The sequence below is a fragment of the Pseudomonas sp. LG1E9 genome, assembly GCF_003290225.1.
Classification (GTDB): domain Bacteria; phylum Pseudomonadota; class Gammaproteobacteria; order Pseudomonadales; family Pseudomonadaceae; genus Aquipseudomonas; species Aquipseudomonas cyclaminis.
Genome location: NZ_CP029983.1, coordinates 1,548,381 through 1,564,761 on the forward strand (window position 1 = coordinate 1,548,381; position 16,381 = coordinate 1,564,761).

General features: G+C 55.2%; 20 protein-coding genes and 1 tRNA gene. 2 read left to right on the forward strand and 19 right to left on the reverse strand.

The annotated features are described in order from the left end of the window. Positions 1 to 789, forward strand: coding sequence for a type III secretion system export apparatus subunit SctT (gene sctT / locus DNK50_RS07225; RefSeq protein WP_099583936.1), 789 nt, complete (start codon positions 1 to 3; stop codon positions 787 to 789). Beyond that, positions 786 to 1,883 (forward strand): type III secretion system export apparatus subunit SctU, encoded by a 1,098-nt coding sequence (sctU, locus tag DNK50_RS07230; RefSeq protein ID WP_112193340.1) that lies wholly within the window; start codon positions 786 to 788, stop codon positions 1,881 to 1,883. Before sctT ends, sctU begins: the two co-directional genes overlap by 4 nt. On the opposite strand, the gene DNK50_RS07235 is transcribed toward sctU, so the two are convergent. The 19 genes from DNK50_RS07235 to DNK50_RS07320 form a co-directional block, all read right to left on the reverse strand. Further along, entirely contained in the window at positions 1,884 to 2,252 is a 369-nt protein-coding gene (locus DNK50_RS07235; protein WP_099583938.1) for a transcriptional regulator, read from the reverse strand. It abuts the gene before it with no gap. Beyond that, the gene (gene hrpT / locus DNK50_RS07240) at positions 2,249 to 2,452 is read right to left on the reverse strand and encodes an HrpT family type III secretion system protein (RefSeq protein WP_099583939.1); all 204 of its coding nucleotides are present in this window, start codon (positions 2,450 to 2,452) and stop codon (positions 2,249 to 2,251) included. Before hrpT ends, DNK50_RS07235 begins: the two co-directional genes overlap by 4 nt. After that, positions 2,449 to 4,584: a type III secretion system outer membrane ring subunit SctC gene (gene sctC, locus DNK50_RS07245; protein ID WP_112193342.1), complete on the reverse strand. Its 2,136-nt coding sequence runs from the start codon at positions 4,582 to 4,584 to the stop codon at positions 2,449 to 2,451. The genes hrpT and sctC overlap by 4 nt, the downstream gene beginning before the upstream one ends. Before the next feature lie 14 nt (positions 4,585 to 4,598). Continuing rightward, the gene (locus tag DNK50_RS07250) at positions 4,599 to 5,009 is read right to left on the reverse strand and encodes a type III secretion protein (RefSeq protein ID WP_256595551.1); all 411 of its coding nucleotides are present in this window, start codon (positions 5,007 to 5,009) and stop codon (positions 4,599 to 4,601) included. After that, positions 4,993 to 5,208 carry a hypothetical protein gene (locus tag DNK50_RS07255; protein WP_112193344.1) on the reverse strand — a complete coding sequence of 72 codons (216 nt, stop codon included), beginning with the start codon at positions 5,206 to 5,208 and terminating at the stop codon, positions 4,993 to 4,995. The genes DNK50_RS07250 and DNK50_RS07255 overlap by 17 nt, the downstream gene beginning before the upstream one ends. A 103-nt stretch (positions 5,209 to 5,311) precedes the next feature. Beyond that, a complete protein-coding gene (gene sctL / locus DNK50_RS07260; protein ID WP_112193346.1) occupies positions 5,312 to 5,887 on the reverse strand; it encodes a type III secretion system stator protein SctL in 576 nt (191 codons plus the stop codon). Then, positions 5,865 to 6,443 carry a type III secretion protein gene (locus tag DNK50_RS07265; protein WP_244653858.1) on the reverse strand — a complete coding sequence of 193 codons (579 nt, stop codon included), beginning with the start codon at positions 6,441 to 6,443 and terminating at the stop codon, positions 5,865 to 5,867. Before DNK50_RS07265 ends, sctL begins: the two co-directional genes overlap by 23 nt. 13 nt (positions 6,444 to 6,456) lie before the next feature. After that, positions 6,457 to 7,257 carry a type III secretion system inner membrane ring lipoprotein SctJ gene (gene sctJ, locus DNK50_RS07270; RefSeq protein WP_112193350.1) on the reverse strand — a complete coding sequence of 267 codons (801 nt, stop codon included), beginning with the start codon at positions 7,255 to 7,257 and terminating at the stop codon, positions 6,457 to 6,459. 8 nt (positions 7,258 to 7,265) lie between these two features. Further along, positions 7,266 to 7,631, reverse strand: a complete 366-nt coding sequence (locus tag DNK50_RS29085; protein ID WP_256595553.1) for a type III secretion apparatus protein RspB — start codon at positions 7,629 to 7,631, stop codon at positions 7,266 to 7,268. A gap of 100 nt (positions 7,632 to 7,731) precedes the next feature. Then, on the reverse strand, positions 7,732 to 7,935 hold the full coding sequence (locus DNK50_RS28760) for a hypothetical protein (protein WP_162633363.1): 204 nt from the start codon (positions 7,933 to 7,935) through the stop codon (positions 7,732 to 7,734). A 207-nt stretch (positions 7,936 to 8,142) separates the two neighbouring features. Beyond that, the gene (locus tag DNK50_RS07280; RefSeq protein WP_112193352.1) at positions 8,143 to 9,060 is read right to left on the reverse strand and encodes a sigma 54-interacting transcriptional regulator; all 918 of its coding nucleotides are present in this window, start codon (positions 9,058 to 9,060) and stop codon (positions 8,143 to 8,145) included. A 323-nt stretch (positions 9,061 to 9,383) separates the two neighbouring features. Continuing rightward, on the reverse strand, positions 9,384 to 10,484 hold the full coding sequence (gene ychF / locus DNK50_RS07285; RefSeq protein ID WP_099583947.1) for a redox-regulated ATPase YchF: 1,101 nt from the start codon (positions 10,482 to 10,484) through the stop codon (positions 9,384 to 9,386). Positions 10,485 to 10,506: 22 nt separating this feature from the next. Next, entirely contained in the window at positions 10,507 to 11,091 is a 585-nt protein-coding gene (gene pth / locus DNK50_RS07290; RefSeq protein ID WP_003171596.1) for an aminoacyl-tRNA hydrolase, read from the reverse strand. A gap of 168 nt (positions 11,092 to 11,259) precedes the next feature. Continuing rightward, positions 11,260 to 11,859, reverse strand: coding sequence for a 50S ribosomal protein L25/general stress protein Ctc (locus DNK50_RS07295; protein WP_099583948.1), 600 nt, complete (start codon positions 11,857 to 11,859; stop codon positions 11,260 to 11,262). Positions 11,860 to 11,997: 138 nt separating this feature from the next. Further along, positions 11,998 to 12,939: a ribose-phosphate pyrophosphokinase gene (locus DNK50_RS07300; protein ID WP_003171603.1), complete on the reverse strand. Its 942-nt coding sequence runs from the start codon at positions 12,937 to 12,939 to the stop codon at positions 11,998 to 12,000. 46 nt (positions 12,940 to 12,985) lie between these two features. Next, positions 12,986 to 13,060: transfer RNA gene (locus DNK50_RS07305), tRNA-Gln, on the reverse strand. 37 nt (positions 13,061 to 13,097) lie between these two features. Then, a complete protein-coding gene (ispE, locus tag DNK50_RS07310) occupies positions 13,098 to 13,901 on the reverse strand; it encodes a 4-(cytidine 5'-diphospho)-2-C-methyl-D-erythritol kinase (RefSeq protein ID WP_256595610.1) in 804 nt (267 codons plus the stop codon). 49 nt (positions 13,902 to 13,950) lie between these two features. Then, positions 13,951 to 14,568: a lipoprotein insertase outer membrane protein LolB gene (gene lolB / locus DNK50_RS07315; RefSeq protein WP_099583950.1), complete on the reverse strand. Its 618-nt coding sequence runs from the start codon at positions 14,566 to 14,568 to the stop codon at positions 13,951 to 13,953. Between the two features lie 4 nt (positions 14,569 to 14,572). Next, positions 14,573 to 16,297 carry a tetratricopeptide repeat protein gene (locus tag DNK50_RS07320; RefSeq protein ID WP_099583951.1) on the reverse strand — a complete coding sequence of 575 codons (1,725 nt, stop codon included), beginning with the start codon at positions 16,295 to 16,297 and terminating at the stop codon, positions 14,573 to 14,575. Positions 16,298 to 16,381 lie beyond the last annotated feature (84 nt).

Here is a 16,381-nt window from a genome sequence, read left to right on the forward strand (position 1 = left end):
GTGCTGCTGTATCTGGAGTTCCTGCCCAGCCTGATCATTGGCATGGCGCGTATCTACCCCTGCGCCTTTCTGGTGGTCGCGTTCTGTTTTCAGCATATCCGTGGCATGCCACGGCACACCATCGTGATGGTCATGGCGCTGATGCCTGCACCGGGTATTCATGCGGCATTGGAGGGCCACGACTACTCAGGGCTCATGCTCGGTGGCCTGGTGCTCAAGGAAGTGGCCCTGGGGTTTTTGTTGGGCGTTTTGCTTTCTATGCCGTTCTGGATGTTCGAGTCGGTAGGCGCACTGCTCGATAACCAGCGCGGCGCCTTGGCCGGCGGCCAGCTCAACCCTTCGCTGGGGCCGGATGCGACGCCCATCGGGCATTTGTTCAAGCAGTTGGCGATTTTTCTGTTGATCGTCAGCCTGGGGCTGGGCTCCCTGACTCAGGTGATCTGGGACAGTTACCTGATCTGGCCCCCCACGGTGTGGTTTCCGCTGCCGGCGGCGAATGGCATGAGCGTATTTGTCGACCTGCTCGCGGATACCTTCACGCACATGATGCTCTATGCCGCACCGTTCATTGCAGTGCTGCTGTTGCTGGAATTCGGCATCGCGTTGCTGGGGGTCTACAGTCAGCAGTTGCAGGTGAGTTCGCTGGCGCCACCGGTCAAGAGCCTGGCGGGTATCGGAATCCTGCTGTTGTACTTTGCGCTGCTACAGGACTTGATCGTCGGGCGCATGAGCCAGTTGGGCGACCTCAAGCACTCGCTGGGCCTGCTGTTCAAGGCGGCGATACCATGAGTGATTCCGGCGAGAAAAAACACCCGGCATCTGCCAAGAAGCTGCGTGACCAACGCAAGAAAGGCCAGGTTGCTCAAAGCCAGGATGTGGGCAAGTTGCTGGTGCTCACCGCCATCAGCGAAATCGCGTTGTTCACCGCCCAGACCAGTTTGCAACGGTTCCAGCAACTGATGATGTTACCGATGTCCCGCCTGAATCAGCCTTTCGTGCGAGCGCTGGAGGAAGTGTTGGCCGAAGGCCTGGTGGTGTTTTTCTCGTTCGCCCTGCTGATGGCCGGTGTTGCGATCATCGTGAAGCTGATCAGCAGTTGGATGCAGTTCGGGATACTGTTTGCTCCGCAGACCCTGAAGCTCGATTTCAACCGCCTGAACCCCCTCAGCCAAATCAAGCAGATGTTCTCAGCCCAGTCGCTGATGAACCTATTGATGAGCATCGCCAAAGCGTTTCTCCTGGGATTGATTGTGTACGTGGTGGTCTGGCCTTCGTTGGGAACGTTGATCAACCTGGCCAATAGCGATCTGCAAAGTTACCTTCTGGCGCTGATTGCACTGTTCCGTCACCTGCTGCACGCGTGCCTGGGGTTGCTGCTGGTGCTGGCTCTGATCGACCTGATATTGCAGAAGCACTTTTTTGCCAAGCGCATGCGCATGACTCAGGTCGAGGTCGTCAAAGAGTATAAGGATATGGAGGGCGACCCCCATGTGAAAGGGCAGCGCCGCTCGTTGGCGTACCAATTGGCCCAAGAGGAACCGAAGGTCAAGCTGCCCAAGCTGGAGGAGGCCGATATGCTGGTGGTCAACCCGACGCACTTTGCCGTAGCGCTTTACTACCGCCCCGGCAAAACACCGTTGCCCTTGCTGGTGGACAAGGGCACTGATGCCAACGCTCGCAAACTGATCCACCGCGCCAAGGCGGCCGACGTGCCAGTGATCCAGTGTGTTTGGCTCGCTCGCACGCTTTATACGAAGAAACTGGGCGAGAACATTCCGCGCGAAACCTTGCAAGCCGTCGCGTTGATCTACCGGACCTTGCGCGAGCTCGATGATGAGGCCAAGCGTGAGACCCTGGAGTTGCCAGAGCTTGAGCAACGTTGATCAGCGGGTTGAGCCCGTGTCCAGGGCTTGCAGGCTGGCCAGTGTCAGCATCCGGCTGAGGACCCTGTCCGCAGCGCGGGTTGTTGCAGGCAGCGCGTGCCAGATCACCAGGGTGTCCTGGGCGTCGAGGTAGATAAAACAGCCATCGAACGCCAGCGCTTGCTCAAAGCGTCGTTCCAACGCCTGCTGCAATTGCCCAGTCTGCAGCGCTTCGCGAGCGACCAGCAGTGCCACCCCTGGTTGGGTGCCTGCGTTCTGTGCGCACACCGTTATACCAGGGCCGAGCGTAAGGTGAGCGGCAGTGCCGCCCACCAGGTTATCGAGGAAGACCTGACGCTGATGGTCGTCCAGTATCCCCGGAGTACTCATCGCTCCAGCGACACCGTCTGATAGTCCGCACGCTCCCCGGCGGGGCCGGGTTCGACGCGCATTTGAGGCGGCCACCAGATCACCAGCTTATCCTTGGTGGATTGCGGGCGTGAGCAGGAGTCGCCCTTGCAGGTCGGTGTGCAACCGGTGGCGAGCAATGCCGCGCCGATCAGGGTGACGTACAACAAGCGGTGTTTCATGGCGTGGCCTTCTGGATTGGAGAGAGCAAGGAGGGGCGTGGCACGCTGAGGTGTTCATCCTTTACCACCGGTCGCATGGCGATAAAGACCTCGGCTTCTTCACCTGGCTTGAGCCAGGCACGCGGCCAGACACTCACGGCCAACGTCTGCGAGTTGCTGCATTCTTTTTCATCAATGCGCACATTGCGCGTGAACTGGTTGCGCAGCACCACCACCGCGACGTTGTAATCCGGTCCGGCATACCATTGGCTGCGTTCGGTATTCAGTGCCAGCAGGTCACGGGTGTTGCACAGGGTATCGAGCCCCAGTGGCATCGGCGCCGCCTTGAAGGCCTTGGGGACTTGCCCGCTGACCAGATGGGCCAGTGTGCTGGTGATGTCGCTGCGCTTGATCACCGGTTGGTGCGGGTTAACGCGCCTGGCCAGCGGCGTGAGGGCGGCCTGCAGTTCGGCCTGGTCGGCCTGGGGCAAGTAGCGTGACGGGTCGGTTTGGTCACCAATGACACGCGGGGTGAGGATGAACAAGCGCTCACGCCGATTGTTCTGGCGCTCGGTCGAGGAGAACAGCACCTTGCCCAGCAGCGGAATATCACCCAGCAACGGCACTTTGTTTTGCTTGTCGCTGCGCTCGGTCACGTGGAAGCCGCCGACCACCAGCGAACGCTTTTCCGCCATCACGGCCTGGGTGCTGACCTTGCCTCGGCGCACGTCAAGGTTGTTCGGATTGGGGTTGGTCTCGTCGAAATTGCCGTCTTCAATATCCACCACTAAGTGGATCTGATGGCCGCCACGGCTGGTGATGACGCGAGGCACTACCTGGAAGCTGGTGCCCACGGTAACCGGCAAAATGGTTGCATTCTCTCTACCGGGCGTCAGGTACTGCGTGCGGTTGAAATCGATGACTGCCGGTTGGTTTTCCAGGGTGAGCACGGAGGGGTTGGAGACCATGGTTGCCAACCCCTTGGCTTCCAATGCGCGTATATCGGCATAGAAGCGGTCACGGTTTTCAATCGATAGTTGCGATGAGGTGCCCGGCGAGACATTGGCGCCGCCGCGAAACCGGCTGTTCTGAAAGCCCCAGTTCACCCCGAACTCGCGCAACTGCGTGCGCTCGATATCGAGGATGATCGCATCGATCTCAACCAGTTTGCGCGCAACGTCGAGCTGGCTGATCAACTCCCGATACATCGCCTGACGCTCTGGCACGTCGTAGATCAGCACGGCGTTGTTACGCACATCCGCCTCGACGCGGATCCGGCTGCTGGCGACCGGAGCTCGCGGGGTCAAGGTCGCCCCCATGTCCATTTGCGCCGGGTTGGCGTTTGCACCAAGCATTTGGCCCAACAACGGGTTGCCCAGGCGCGGCACGTTTGGCGTGAGAGGCGACGGCTGGGCGGCAGGGCGCTGGCCGAGCCCCGAGAGAGCAGAAGAGGAGCGCGGTTCCAGCAGCCCGCGCAAAATGCTGGCGACGCCTGGAACGTTGAGTTTTTCACCGCGGTAATCCACCAGGCGGTCTGTGGCATTGGCGAACTTCAACGGGTAACTCAGCACGCTCTGTTTTTCATCCGCAGAGCGGCGTTGACTGCTGAATTGCTTGATCTGTTGGATATAGCTCTTGGGACCGGAGACGAGTACGACACCGTCTTCCGGTAGCTCGCCCCAGCCGAAACGGCTATCGAGCAATCCGATATCGGTCAGCGCCTGTTTGAGGTCGCTGATCGTCTCCGAAGACACCTCCAGCCGCGCGGACTCCTGCTGGTCCAGCGTGCTGATGTACAGGGTGTTGTTGTAGAGATACCACTGGAAGCGGTGCTCAACGCCCAGCCTGTCCAACATGGACTGCGGGGTATTCGCGCGGATCTTGCCGTTGACAGTCCCCTCCAGCAAACCCTCGATTTGCAGTTGTGTGCCGAAGGTCTGGCCGAAGTCTTCGAGCACTTCCCTCAGGGGTTTGTGTTCGGCTTCATAGGCGTAGGCGGTGTTTTTCCATTCGGGGGGGATGGCGGCGAGGGTTGGATACACCGGAGCCAACAAGCAGGCGACAGTGATCAGGCAACGCCATTTGGTACGTAGCGAGAAAGTTTCATGCGAGTCAATGCGTAAGCTGTTGTGCTTATGGACCTTGTTATACATAGATGCTTCTCTGATTAGTACAGTAACGAACGTAACGAGGTAGGCGTGAACGGGGGCGCAGACCTTTTCAGCCGCACAGCGGTGTCTCGCCATGTATCACGTTGATTGAGTAGTGATTCGACACTCCTGAGCAGATGCGATTCGCCAAGTGCAACCTTGTCGTTTTGAATAAGCCACAGCGCACCATTGGTAGGGGCCTGCGACAGCACGCCTTGAAAATGATTGAGGCTGGCAGCGCCTATTCGCAGCCAGGATTGCAGGTCTGTCTGGGTGGGTTGATCTGGAGTGAGTTGGACGCGCAGTATCACCCTAGTTTCCTGGCGGCTGAGGACGATTTCGTCTTTCCCTTCAAACAATTTGATGTATTCTTTATCGCTGTTCAACCAATGAGCAACGAGAAATTCAAAGTCACTGGAAACTATCAAAAGTTGTCCTGAGTATTTGATGGTTGATACGCCCCTGCTCCTGATACGCGAAATCGGAGTAGTGCTGTTGGATCAATAGTCTGTTGAAAAAGTCTAAGTCGCCAGTCTCCATGGCCTCCTCAGCTCCTTTTTTTTGTGCCGTGTAAGCTTTTTTACTGTTTTGCAGAAGGTTAAGGGGTAAGTCTTTAAAAAAGTCCATGGAGGCTTACTCTTTCTTTATGTAGTGGTGTAAAGGTTTGATTCAGTTCCGTTCACAGAAAATATGCACGTAATATTTAAGTGATGGAGGCGCTTTAGTAATGCTATTTGTCGTGCTTGAAAAATATATCAAGCATTGAGTTCCAATCGATACAGAAGTCACCCTCGTCTGTTTTCAGTATCAGTGTTTGAGGTGGAATTGCCTCGTCTGCCTGTAGAGTCCAGCGCGCAGCACCATGAATAGCCAAATACTGTGTTACAGCGTCGATTTCTGTAGGACTGCAGAGTAATTTCGCATTTATTTGCGGCATCTGACTGACCAACAACTTTTTTACGAGAACCGTCAGGCGTTTGGATTCGATTGTCTCATCAAGTATGCAACTGATCGCTTGACGGGTGATCATGCTTGCATAGTATTCGAGACTTTCAAGTATTTTTTCATGTTCACGTTCCCAGCGCTTGAGTTGGTCATCCGCTCGTTGCCAGATTTCCACAGTGGTTTTTTTTAGCAGCGTTTTACATTCTTCTTCGGTTAGTCTTCTCAGTTCGTGAGCCTGTGCTTTAGCATGCTCCAAAAGCTGATTAGCCTTCGTGATGTCTGCCACCACTTCATGAGGGATTAGTGGGAGTGGAAGCCTGGTACCGTTCTTGTGCAACTCAATTTTGTGCAGGCAGAGCATCGTTAAACTCCTGACCGTGCGAGTCATGAACTGTGTCGTGATTTTTCATAGATGTGACACGCCAGACAACGGCCTGCCAAAGAGTCGCGATCCGGCTGTGCGTGTTTTCGACTAATGGAGCTTTTTTTTCTATCTCAAGCACTCGCGTGCAGGGGAAGCGTAATCGAATGCGCTGCCAGATAGTGGGCTCTACCCAGGCGCGCAGTAATTGCAAAGGATCATCGCCGGTTGGAAGTATGTCAGGGCTGAGTGCTTTAGAAAGTCTCGTGCACCATAGATGGTGATCTTCACTCAAGGAGTGGGCTGTTCCAAGGTTAACGATATTTTGAATCAATGCGAGCGCGAGATCGAGTTGTTCGGTGGAGGCAAGCGCAAGTCGATATACGGTATGGTGGGGCGGGGGAGGCAAGCAGGGAACAATGCCCATAAGTTTGTTTGGCGCCGAGGCTCCAATGCGAAGAGTCAGGTCAATCTCCGGGTGTAAAGACTTCCAGTCTTCGTGGGAAGATTTCAAGGGAAATGCCCACCATTGAACCCAGGCCAGTTGTTCAGTCATTACGTGATCGGAACTAGGAACCATGGAAAGGTCCAGTTGGTAAATCAGCCGTAGACTTTTCTTGCGGTAGTGGGCGTCGCCTATTGCGCCAAAATAATGAACCAACCCCCGTTAAGATCAGACTGGCCAATGCAACAATAGCGCTTGTCCACCAGAAGCCAAGATCATTTGCTGGGATTAGGAAAGGACCGAAATAGGCCAACCGTCTTTGCTCCTGATAAGCCGCAGCAGGTACGAATATCACAGTGAGTTTTTGTTGATTGTCCACTGCTGTGGTCATTCCCGGAATGCTGCTTGCGACCATTCTGCGAACTCGCGCACGGATATTATCGGGATCAAGGCGAGGGTCGTGCTTGATGAATACCGAGGCTGATGCGGGTTGGACAGGTTCTCCCGGTGCGATACGTTCGGGCAATACGACGTGTACTCGTGCAACGATCACACCGTCGATGTTCGACAATGTCGCTTCAAGCTCTTGAGATAAGGCGTAGATGTAGCGAGCGCGCTCTTCTAGTGGCGTAGAAATAACGCCCTCTTTACGAAACGTATCACCCAATGTGGCACGAGCAAGTTTGGGGAGACCTACGGCCTCAAGGGTGCGTACAGCGCGGCTGATATCGCTCGTATTAACGGCTACAGTAACACCATCCTTGGTAGAGATTTTTTGTGCTCTAATATGTTTATCTGCCAGTTCTGCTACGACTTCATTTGCTTCCTGTTCGGATAATTGGCGATGGAGTTCTACGCGATCACTGCAACCGTTCAATATAAATAGAAAAGAAAGAGACAGCAGGGTTGTTTGAAGTCGACTCATGCTTTTTTCTACTGGAGGTTGCATATTTTGTCGATGCATTGGGTCGTTTTGCCAAGGCTCTTTACGAGGATTTGTGACATGAATAGTGTATTGGAGAGCTCGTTTGGATACTTTCTCATCGCATCCCTGTCGATCTGTTTGCTTAGAGTTTTTAGCTGTTTGGTTATCTTGGCTTTTGTGGTGTCAAACTGTTCTGATGCTGCAATCAACAGGTTTGACGAGTCAAGTTTTTCATCTGCGATTCTCGACGATGTGGAGTGGCCGAGTTGTGATGAAAAAAAACTAATATCTGTGTCAGCTGTGGCATGGTCAGGCGTTTTAATGGGCTTATAAAGATCAGCATGCTCCATTATTTCATAATCGGCTATAAGCATTTTTAATCCGGTTATATGAGTGGTTCAGGGGGAGGGTGCATTGAATTTCTTGAGCCTGTTGCGTCACCTCCTCGGTTGATAAACCGAGGAGGCGATTAAGTTACTGCCTTTTTTGAGCAGAGGTTGAATAGTTGTTATCGTATTTAACTTCGTTGTTGAGTCGCATGCCCTCAATTTGCAACGCTTTCGCTTTTGCAGCTTCTGCCTCTACGCTTCCGCCGCCCGAAGCTCCGTAACCTCCTTGATCTCCGTAACCTGTACCGTAGTTATAAGGTTGAACTAAGTTGTTGATACCTGAAGTCATGGTGACTCTCCACATAATAGGTTTGCGGTTGCATTTCTTTAACCAGTGCTCAACTAGAGTGGTGCCTGGTATATCGCGTTACATCCTGAGCCTGGTATCACTCTGTGGCATACGTTGATACTTCGGTTCCTGGCAGTTTGAATATTGAATATTGCTAATTGTTTCTTCGGTCTGAATGATGTGTGAGTCCTGGTTTTGCGGCTGTTATTACGGGATTTCGAGTTGTTTCATCCGATAATACAGCGTGCGCGTTGCAACGCCCAATTCGGCAGCCGTCAAATCCACGTTGCTGCTGTGTCGTTGCAGTGACTCTTCAATCAGCGATTTTTCGATTTGTTGAAGCCGTTTTTTGAGATTCATTTTAGTTGCCTGATAGCTGATCATAGCCTCCGAAAAGGGCGGGAGCCCTAATACGAAGCGTTTGGCTGTCGAGCGTAGTTCACGAACGTTTCCAGGCCAAGGATGGCATAACAACTGTTGAAGCAAAGCGTTTGGGGGGGGGGGAGAAGGGCATTTAAAATTCTCAGCCTCTTGCTGAACCATGTTCAAAAAAAGCGAAATTATTCGGTCTCTACGCTCCCGCAAAGGGGGGAGCTGGATGTTGACTACGCTCAATCGAAAATACAGATCTCGCCGGAAAGCCCCTTGCGTGACCATGGCGTACAGTGACTGCTGTGCTGACGCAATGATGCGCATGTCCACTGGAATAAAGCGGGTTGAACCCAGTCGCTCCACACCCCGCGACTCCAATACCCGTAATAACTTGGCTTGAAGTGATAACGGCATGCTATCAATTTCATCCAGATATAAGGTGCCCAAGTGCGCGGATTCGATGAAACCTGCACGTGATTGGACGGCGCCGGTATAGGCGCCGCTGTTGACACCGAACAATTGGCTCTCTGCTAGGCTCTCCGGGATGGCAGCGCAGTTCACTGCGACAAAGCCTCCTCTTCTTCCCGACAAATCATGTATTCGATGGGCCAAGGTATCCTTGCCGGTGCCGGTTTCCCCTAATAAGAGTATGTCAATATTGAGTGATGCCGTGTGGGTAAGCGTGCTTTCAATATCTGGTATGTCAATGAATGAGATATCCGGTTCGGCTTTCCTGTGGCAGAAGGTTGACATTAAATAAGCGCCTCGTGTTGTTATTGCGCCAGGTAAATTAACGTTAAGCAAGCATGGGGCATGGGTTGATAGTATAAAAAATACTATGTCGAATTAAGGTAGGAATTTGCTGGTTTTGTGTAGGAAGAGTTTGAAGTTGCTTGATTAAAGTTGAATTGGGTAATCATCGAGATTACATAGTTGAATAGGGTTGTAGGAGAAAAGCTTGAGAGGCGGTATTTGGCGGGAGTGTGACAATTTTTATATTTACTTAAAGCTCGGCCACAAAAAAGCCGACGCACTGCGTCGGCTTTTTTGTGTGTTGCAATAAGCGCGTGTGAAGGCTACACGTTAAAGCGGAAGTGCATCACATCGCCATCTTTAACAATATATTCCTTACCTTCCAGGCGCCATTTACCCGCTTCCTTGGCACCGGCTTCACCCTTGAATTGGATAAAGTCGTTGTAGGCGATCACTTCAGCGCGGATAAAGCCTTTTTCGAAGTCGGTGTGGATCACGCCTGCAGCCTGTGGCGCGGTGGCGCCGACCTTGACGGTCCAGGCGCGGACTTCTTCGACACCGGCGGTGAAGTAGGTCTGCAGGTTGAGCATTTCGTAGCCCGCACGAATCACGCGGTTCAGGCCAGGTTCTTCCAGGCCCAGGGCCTCAAGGAACATGTCTTTTTCTTCGCCGTCATCGAGTTCGGCGATTTCCGCTTCGATCTTGTTGCACACTGGCACTACGATCGCGCCTTCTTCGTCCGCGATGGCTTTTACCACGTCGAGCAGGGGGTTGTTCTCGAAGCCGTCTTCAGCGACGTTGGCAATGTACATCACCGGCTTGGTGGTCAGCAGGTGGAAGCCCTTGATCACGGCCTTCTCGTCGGCGCCCATGCCCTTCATAAGGCTGCGTGCCGGCTTGCCTTCGGTGAAGTGTGCGATCAACTGCTCCAGCAGGCCTTTCTGGACCACTGCGTCCTTGTCGCCGCCCTTGGCGTTACGCGCGACTTTCTGCAGTTGTTTCTCGCAGCTGTCGAGGTCGGCGAAGATCAGTTCCAGGTCGATGATCTCGATGTCGCGTTTCGGGTCGACGCTGTTGGAGACGTGAATCACGTTCTCGTCTTCAAAGCAGCGGACCACGTGGGCGATGGCATCGGTTTCGCGGATGTTGGCCAGGAACTTGTTGCCCAGGCCTTCGCCTTTCGACGCGCCGGCTACCAGGCCTGCGATGTCAACGAACTCCATGGTGGTCGGCAGGACGCGCTTGGGATTGACGATGGCCGCCAAGGCATCCAGGCGTGGATCCGGCATCGGCACGATACCGCTGTTGGGTTCGATGGTGCAGAAGGGGAAGTTCTCCGCCGCAATACCGGACTTGGTCAAAGCGTTGAACAAGGTGGATTTGCCGACGTTGGGCAGGCCGACGATGCCGCAATTGAATCCCATGGTGTTTCCCCTCGGAAAAAAGTCAGGCCTTCTGGCTGTGCAGGTTTTTCATCGCGCGGTTCCATTCCCCGGCGAAGATATCCGGCAGCACGCCGAGGGCAAAGTCGATGCTTGCATCGAGTTTTTCCTGTTCGGCGCGTGGCGCACGACCCAGGACGAAATTTGAAACCATACTGGCAACGCCTGGGTGGCCAATGCCGAGCCGCAGGCGGTAGAAATTATTCTGATTACCCAACTGCGCGATGATGTCGCGCAGGCCGTTATGCCCGCCATGCCCGCCGCCGAGCTTGAGCTTGGCAACGCCGGGTGGCAGGTCCAGTTCGTCATGGGCCACCAGGATTTCTTCGGGTTTGATCCGGAAGAAGCCCGCAAGCGCCGCGACAGCTTGGCCGCTGCGGTTCATGTAGGTGGTGGGAATCAGCAGACGAACATCCTGACCCTGGTGCGAGAAGCGCCCGGTCAGGCCAAAATACTTGCGATCGGCCGCCAGGTTTACACCTTGGGCATGGGCGATACGCTCAACAAAAAGGGCCCCCGCGTTATGCCGGGTCTGTTCGTATTCGGCGCCTGGATTTCCCAGGCCAACGATCAGTTTAATGGCAGTCACGACAGGGGCCCTTCCTTTGGAGTTGTGGATAACATCGCCGCGAACTGAGTGCGGCGAAAGTGGACGACAGGAGCTCACTTATCCAGAGATAAACTTCGCGTTGTCGCCCGCTTTCTCGCTACGTTCCGGTCCGCGATGTTTCCTCAAGCTCCGGCAATACAGAGTGAATTACTCTGCAGCGCCTTCTTCAGCTTCTGGAGCAACGCGTGGAGCGTGTACGTTTGCAACAGCTTTGTCATCACCGTGAGCCAGTGCAACGAACTCAACGCCTTTAGGGGCCTTGAGGTCGGACAGGTGAACGATTGCGCCGATTTCCAGAGCCGACAGGTCGACTTCGATGAACTCAGGCAGATCTTTCGGCAGGCAAGTTACTTCGATTTCGTTCAGGACGTGAGAGATCTCGCCGCCTTTCTTGACCGGAGCTTCTTCACCAACAAAGTGCACAGGCACGATAGCGGTCAGTTTCTGACCGGCTACAACGCGTACAAAGTCAGCGTGCAGAACGTGGCCCTTGGACGGGTGACGTTGCAGGGCTTTGATGATTACGTTCTGCTTTTTGCCGCCAACGTTCAGTTCGATAACGTGGCTGTAGGCAGCATCGTTTTCGAGCAGTTTGGCAACTTCTTTAGCCAGCATGCTGATGGATTCAGGGGCTTTCTCGCCACCGTAAACTACAGCTGGAACCAGGCTTGCGAGACGACGCAGGCGGCGGCTCGCACCTTTCCCCAGGTCGGAACGCACTTCAGCATTCAGAGTAAAATCGTTCATGTTGTATCTCCAAAATAACCACATTCGCCCCAGCGTTTGCGACCAGCGCTAAAGGCGATATGGGCAAAAAAGCCCCGCCCCAACAGAATGCTGGGGCGGGGCGCTTTTCGTCAGTGAGGTGTTCCGAAGGTTTGACCCTTAGCGGAACATCGCGCTGATCGATTCTTCATTGCTGATGCGGCGAACCGCTTCGGCAACTACCGGTGCGATATCCAGTTGACGGATACGCGCACAGGCTTGTGCAGCAGCGGACAACGGGATGGTGTTGGTCACCACCAGTTCGTCCAGCACAGAGTTCTCGATGTTCTCGATCGCTCGGCCTGACAGCACAGGGTGTGTGCAGTAGGCGAAGACTTTTGCTGCACCGTGCTCTTTCAAGGCTTTCGCCGCGTGGCACAGGGTGCCGGCGGTGTCGACCATGTCATCAACCAGAATACAGGTACGCCCTTCGACATCACCGATGATATGCATCACTTCAGAGTGATTGGCTTTCTCGCGGCGTTTGTCGATGATCCCGAGATCAACGCCCAGGGATTTGGCAACAGCCCGTGCACGCACGACGCCACCAATGTCCGGGGACACGATCATCAGGTTTTCAAAGCGCTGATCTTCGATATCGTCCACCAGTACTGGCGAACCGTAGATGTTATCTACCGGAATATCGAAGAACCCCTGGATTTGGTCAGCGTGCAGGTCAACCGTGAGAACACGGTCGATGCCTACCACGGTCAGCATGTCAGCAACGACTTTCGCGCTGATAGCCACACGTGCGGAACGCGGACGGCGATCCTGACGGGCATAACCAAAGTAAGGGATTACAGCTGTGATTCGAGTCGCTGAGGAGCGGCGGAAGGCATCAGCCATCACGACGAGTTCCATCAGGTTATCGTTGGTCGGAGCGCAGGTCGGCTGAATAATGAAGACGTCTTTACCGCGGACGTTTTCATTGATCTCGGCTGTAATTTCGCCGTCGGAAAATTTACCGACAGAGATGTCACCGAGAGGGATATGCAGCTGACGTACGACACGTCGAGCCAGATCGGGGTTGGCGTTCCCCGTAAAGACCATCATCTTGGACACGCGCAGTACCTAGAGGCTGAGGGTAACCTGGATGAGTATTAGAAAATGGCAGGGGCGGCTGGATTCGAACCAACGCATGGCAGGATCAAAACCTGCTGCCTTACCGCTTGGCGACGCCCCTGTATCTGTTGCAACGAGTACCCAGTACTCGGTTCCTTTTAGAGCAGACTTTGCAGCTTGCGATGCAACATAGAAACGTTGCTTCCCTTTGCTACAAACCCTGTAAGGGTCTCTGTAAGAAGGGCCGAGACTTTATCAGCTTCAGCTTTGTTTGGGAAGCCCCCAAACACACAACTTCCAGTTCCGGTTAATTTTGCTTCGGTAAATTTACCTAACAAATTCAAAGCGTTACGTACCTCTGGATAACGCCTTGCTACAACCGGTAAGCAGTCATTTCGACTGTTTCCCTTGGGAACGGGGCGCACTTTAATGGGAGAAGAGTTACGTGTCAACAACGGATCTGAAAAAATTTCTGCTGTACTTACAGATACTTGCGGGACAAGCACGACATACCACGGCTCTTCGGGATATTCCGGGGTGAGTTTCTCCCCCACGCCCTCAGCAAAAGCGGCGTGTCCGTGCACGAAAACCGGGACGTCTGCGCCCAGTGTCAGGCCCAGTGCGGCCAGGCGATCATTGCCCCAGCCCAGTTGCCACAAGTGATTGAGCCCCAGCAACGTCGTCGCGGCATTTGAACTGCCGCCACCGATTCCGCCGCCCATGGGCAAAATTTTATCGATCCAGATATCGATGCCCAATGCACAGCCGGATTGTTCCTGAAGTTTTTTTGCCGCCTTCACGATCAGGTTGCTGTCGTGGGGCACGCCTTCGAATTCGGTGTGCAGGTGGATCACGCCATCGTCGCGCACGGCGAAGGTGAGCTCATCACCGTAGTCGAGAAATTGAAACAGCGTCTGCAGCTCGTGATAGCCGTCTTCACGACGGCCGAGAATATGCAGCATCAGGTTGAGCTTGGCGGGTGAGGGCAGTATCAGGCGTTCTGAAGTCACGTTATTGCCCCAGCTTGCGCGGTTGCCAATCCTTGATCACCAGCGTGACATCAAGGTCAGTGCCATGCAGCTTGATGCGCTCGGGCAGCCAATAACCGCCCTGTTCCACATAACTGAGGTACTCAACCTGCCAGCCATCCTGTTCCAGTGATGCGAGGCGGCTGTCACCATTGAGGCTCAGGCGACTCTTGCTGTCCGGAGCGGGCAAGCCGCGCACCCACCACACCAGGTGCGACACGGGTAGCTTCCAGCCAATCTGTTCTTCCAGCAGTGCTTCCGGCGAAGCCGCCTCATAGCGGCCCTGGTTGGCCACTTCAAGGCTGACTTGCCCCGGTCGACCTGTCAGGCGAGCGGCGCCACGGCCCAGCGGGCCCGACAAGCGAATGTCGTAGTAGTCCTGGCGTTGCAGCCAGAACAAGGTGCCGCTGCCTGAGTCCTTGGGTGCGCGCACCCCGACTTTGCCTTCGATCTGCCAGCCATCAATGCTGCTGAGCTGATCCTTGTGCTGTTGCCATTGCGCCGGGTTGCCCTGGCCTTCAACGGATTCACGGCTGCCGATGCCCGCGCAACCGGCGAGCAGGGCGATAAGACTGAACACTACAACATGGCGCAAGAACATAAGCTTAAAGGGTCTCGGATCCGGTCAGGCGCTTGATGGTGCCGCGCAGGATGGGGCTTTCGGGTTGTTCCTTGAGGAATTTTTCCCAGATTTGACGTGCTTCGCGCTGCTTGCCATTGGCCCACAGCACTTCGCCCAGGTGCGCCGCGACTTCCTGATCGGGGAAGCGCTCCAGCGCCTGGCGCAGCAAGCGCTCTGCTTCGTCGAGGTTGCCCAGGCGGTAATTCACCCAGCCGAGGCTGTCGAGTACGGCCGGGTCTTCCGGGTTGAGCTGGTGTGCCTGTTCGATCAACACCTTGGCTTCGTCGTAGCGGGTCGTGCGGTCGGACAAGGTGTAGCCCAGGGCGTTGAGGGCCATGGCGTTGTCAGGGTCGCGCTTGATGATCAGGCGCAGGTCTTTTTCCATCTGCGCCAGGTCATTGCGTTTTTCCGCCTGCATGGCGCGCGTGTAAAGCAGGTTCAAGTCGTCGGGGAATTGCAGCAAGGCTTGTTGCAGCAGTTTCCAGGCGCGCTCGCCCTGATTGTTGGCCGACAGGGTTTCGGCCTGGATCAGGTACAGCTGGATCGCATAGTCCGGCTCGGCATCGCGGGCCGCGGCCAGGCGTTTTTCGGCCTCGTCGGTACGACCGTTGCTCATCAGGATATCGGCCTGGCGCAGCTGGGCCGGCAGGTAGTCGTTACCGGGGCCAACCTGGGCGTATTCGAGCAGGGCGGCCTGGGGGTCGTTGCGTTCTTCCGCGATACGGCCCAGGTTCAGGTGCGCCGAGTCCACATGGCTTTCACGCCCGATCAGTTCTTCAAGGTAACCCTTGGCCTCGTCCCAGGCCTTGGCTTCCAGGCACACCAGCGCCAGGGAGTAACGCAGTTCGTCGTCATCGGGGTATTGCTGGACCAGGTTGGCGAACTGCACTTTGGCGTCCTCCATACGGTCCTGCTCCACCAGCATACGTGCGTAAGTCAGGCGCAGGCGTTTGTCGTCCGGGTACTTCTTGATGCTTTTTTCCAGCAGCGGAATGGCTTCCTTGCCGCGATTGAGATTCTGCAGCAAGCGTGCGCGCAGCAGGATCGGCGCGATCTCGCCCTCGTCCGGCGGGTTCTGCTCCAGCAGTTTCAGCGCGGCGTCGGCCTCGTCGTCCTGTTGCAGCAGCAGGGCCTTGCCGAAAATCAGCTGGCTGTTTTTTGGATGCTTTTGCAACAGGCGGTCGAAACTCTTCATCAGGCCATTGCGCGTGTCCTGGTCAGTGTCGGCAGCCGACAGCGCCAGGAAGTCAAAATGGGTATCGCCCTTGCCTTGCAGGACTTTCTCCATATAGACCATGGAGTCGTCATAGCGCCCGGCCCGCGCCAGTTGAATGGCCGCCGCCCGTTGCGCTTCCAGATCGTCCGGCGCGTTTTTCGCCCAGATCAGCGAGGTGTCCAGTGCGGCCTGATCGGCGCCCAGGTACTCGGCGATGCGAAATGCCCGTTCGGAGATGCCAGGATCCTGTGTATTGATGGCCTGGGTCACATAGTTGTCCAGCGCAATGTCGAAGCGATTGCGCTGGCCGGCCAGTTCCGCACTCAGCAGGCTGAACACCGTTTCTTCACTGAATGAGGAATAAACCTTGGGCTTTTCAGGGGCGGGGGTGCTGTCTTCTACCGGCGGCGTACCGTCCGGCGACACGGGGGCCAAGGTCTGGCAGCCGCTGAGGAAGACAAAAGCAAGGAGCAACGCGGAAGATCTATTCATATAGGAAGAGGACGACTAACCTGCGGTCGGATCATCATGACACAAGCCTTCGGCCAAACATAACCGAGTCTCAGTTGGTGCCTT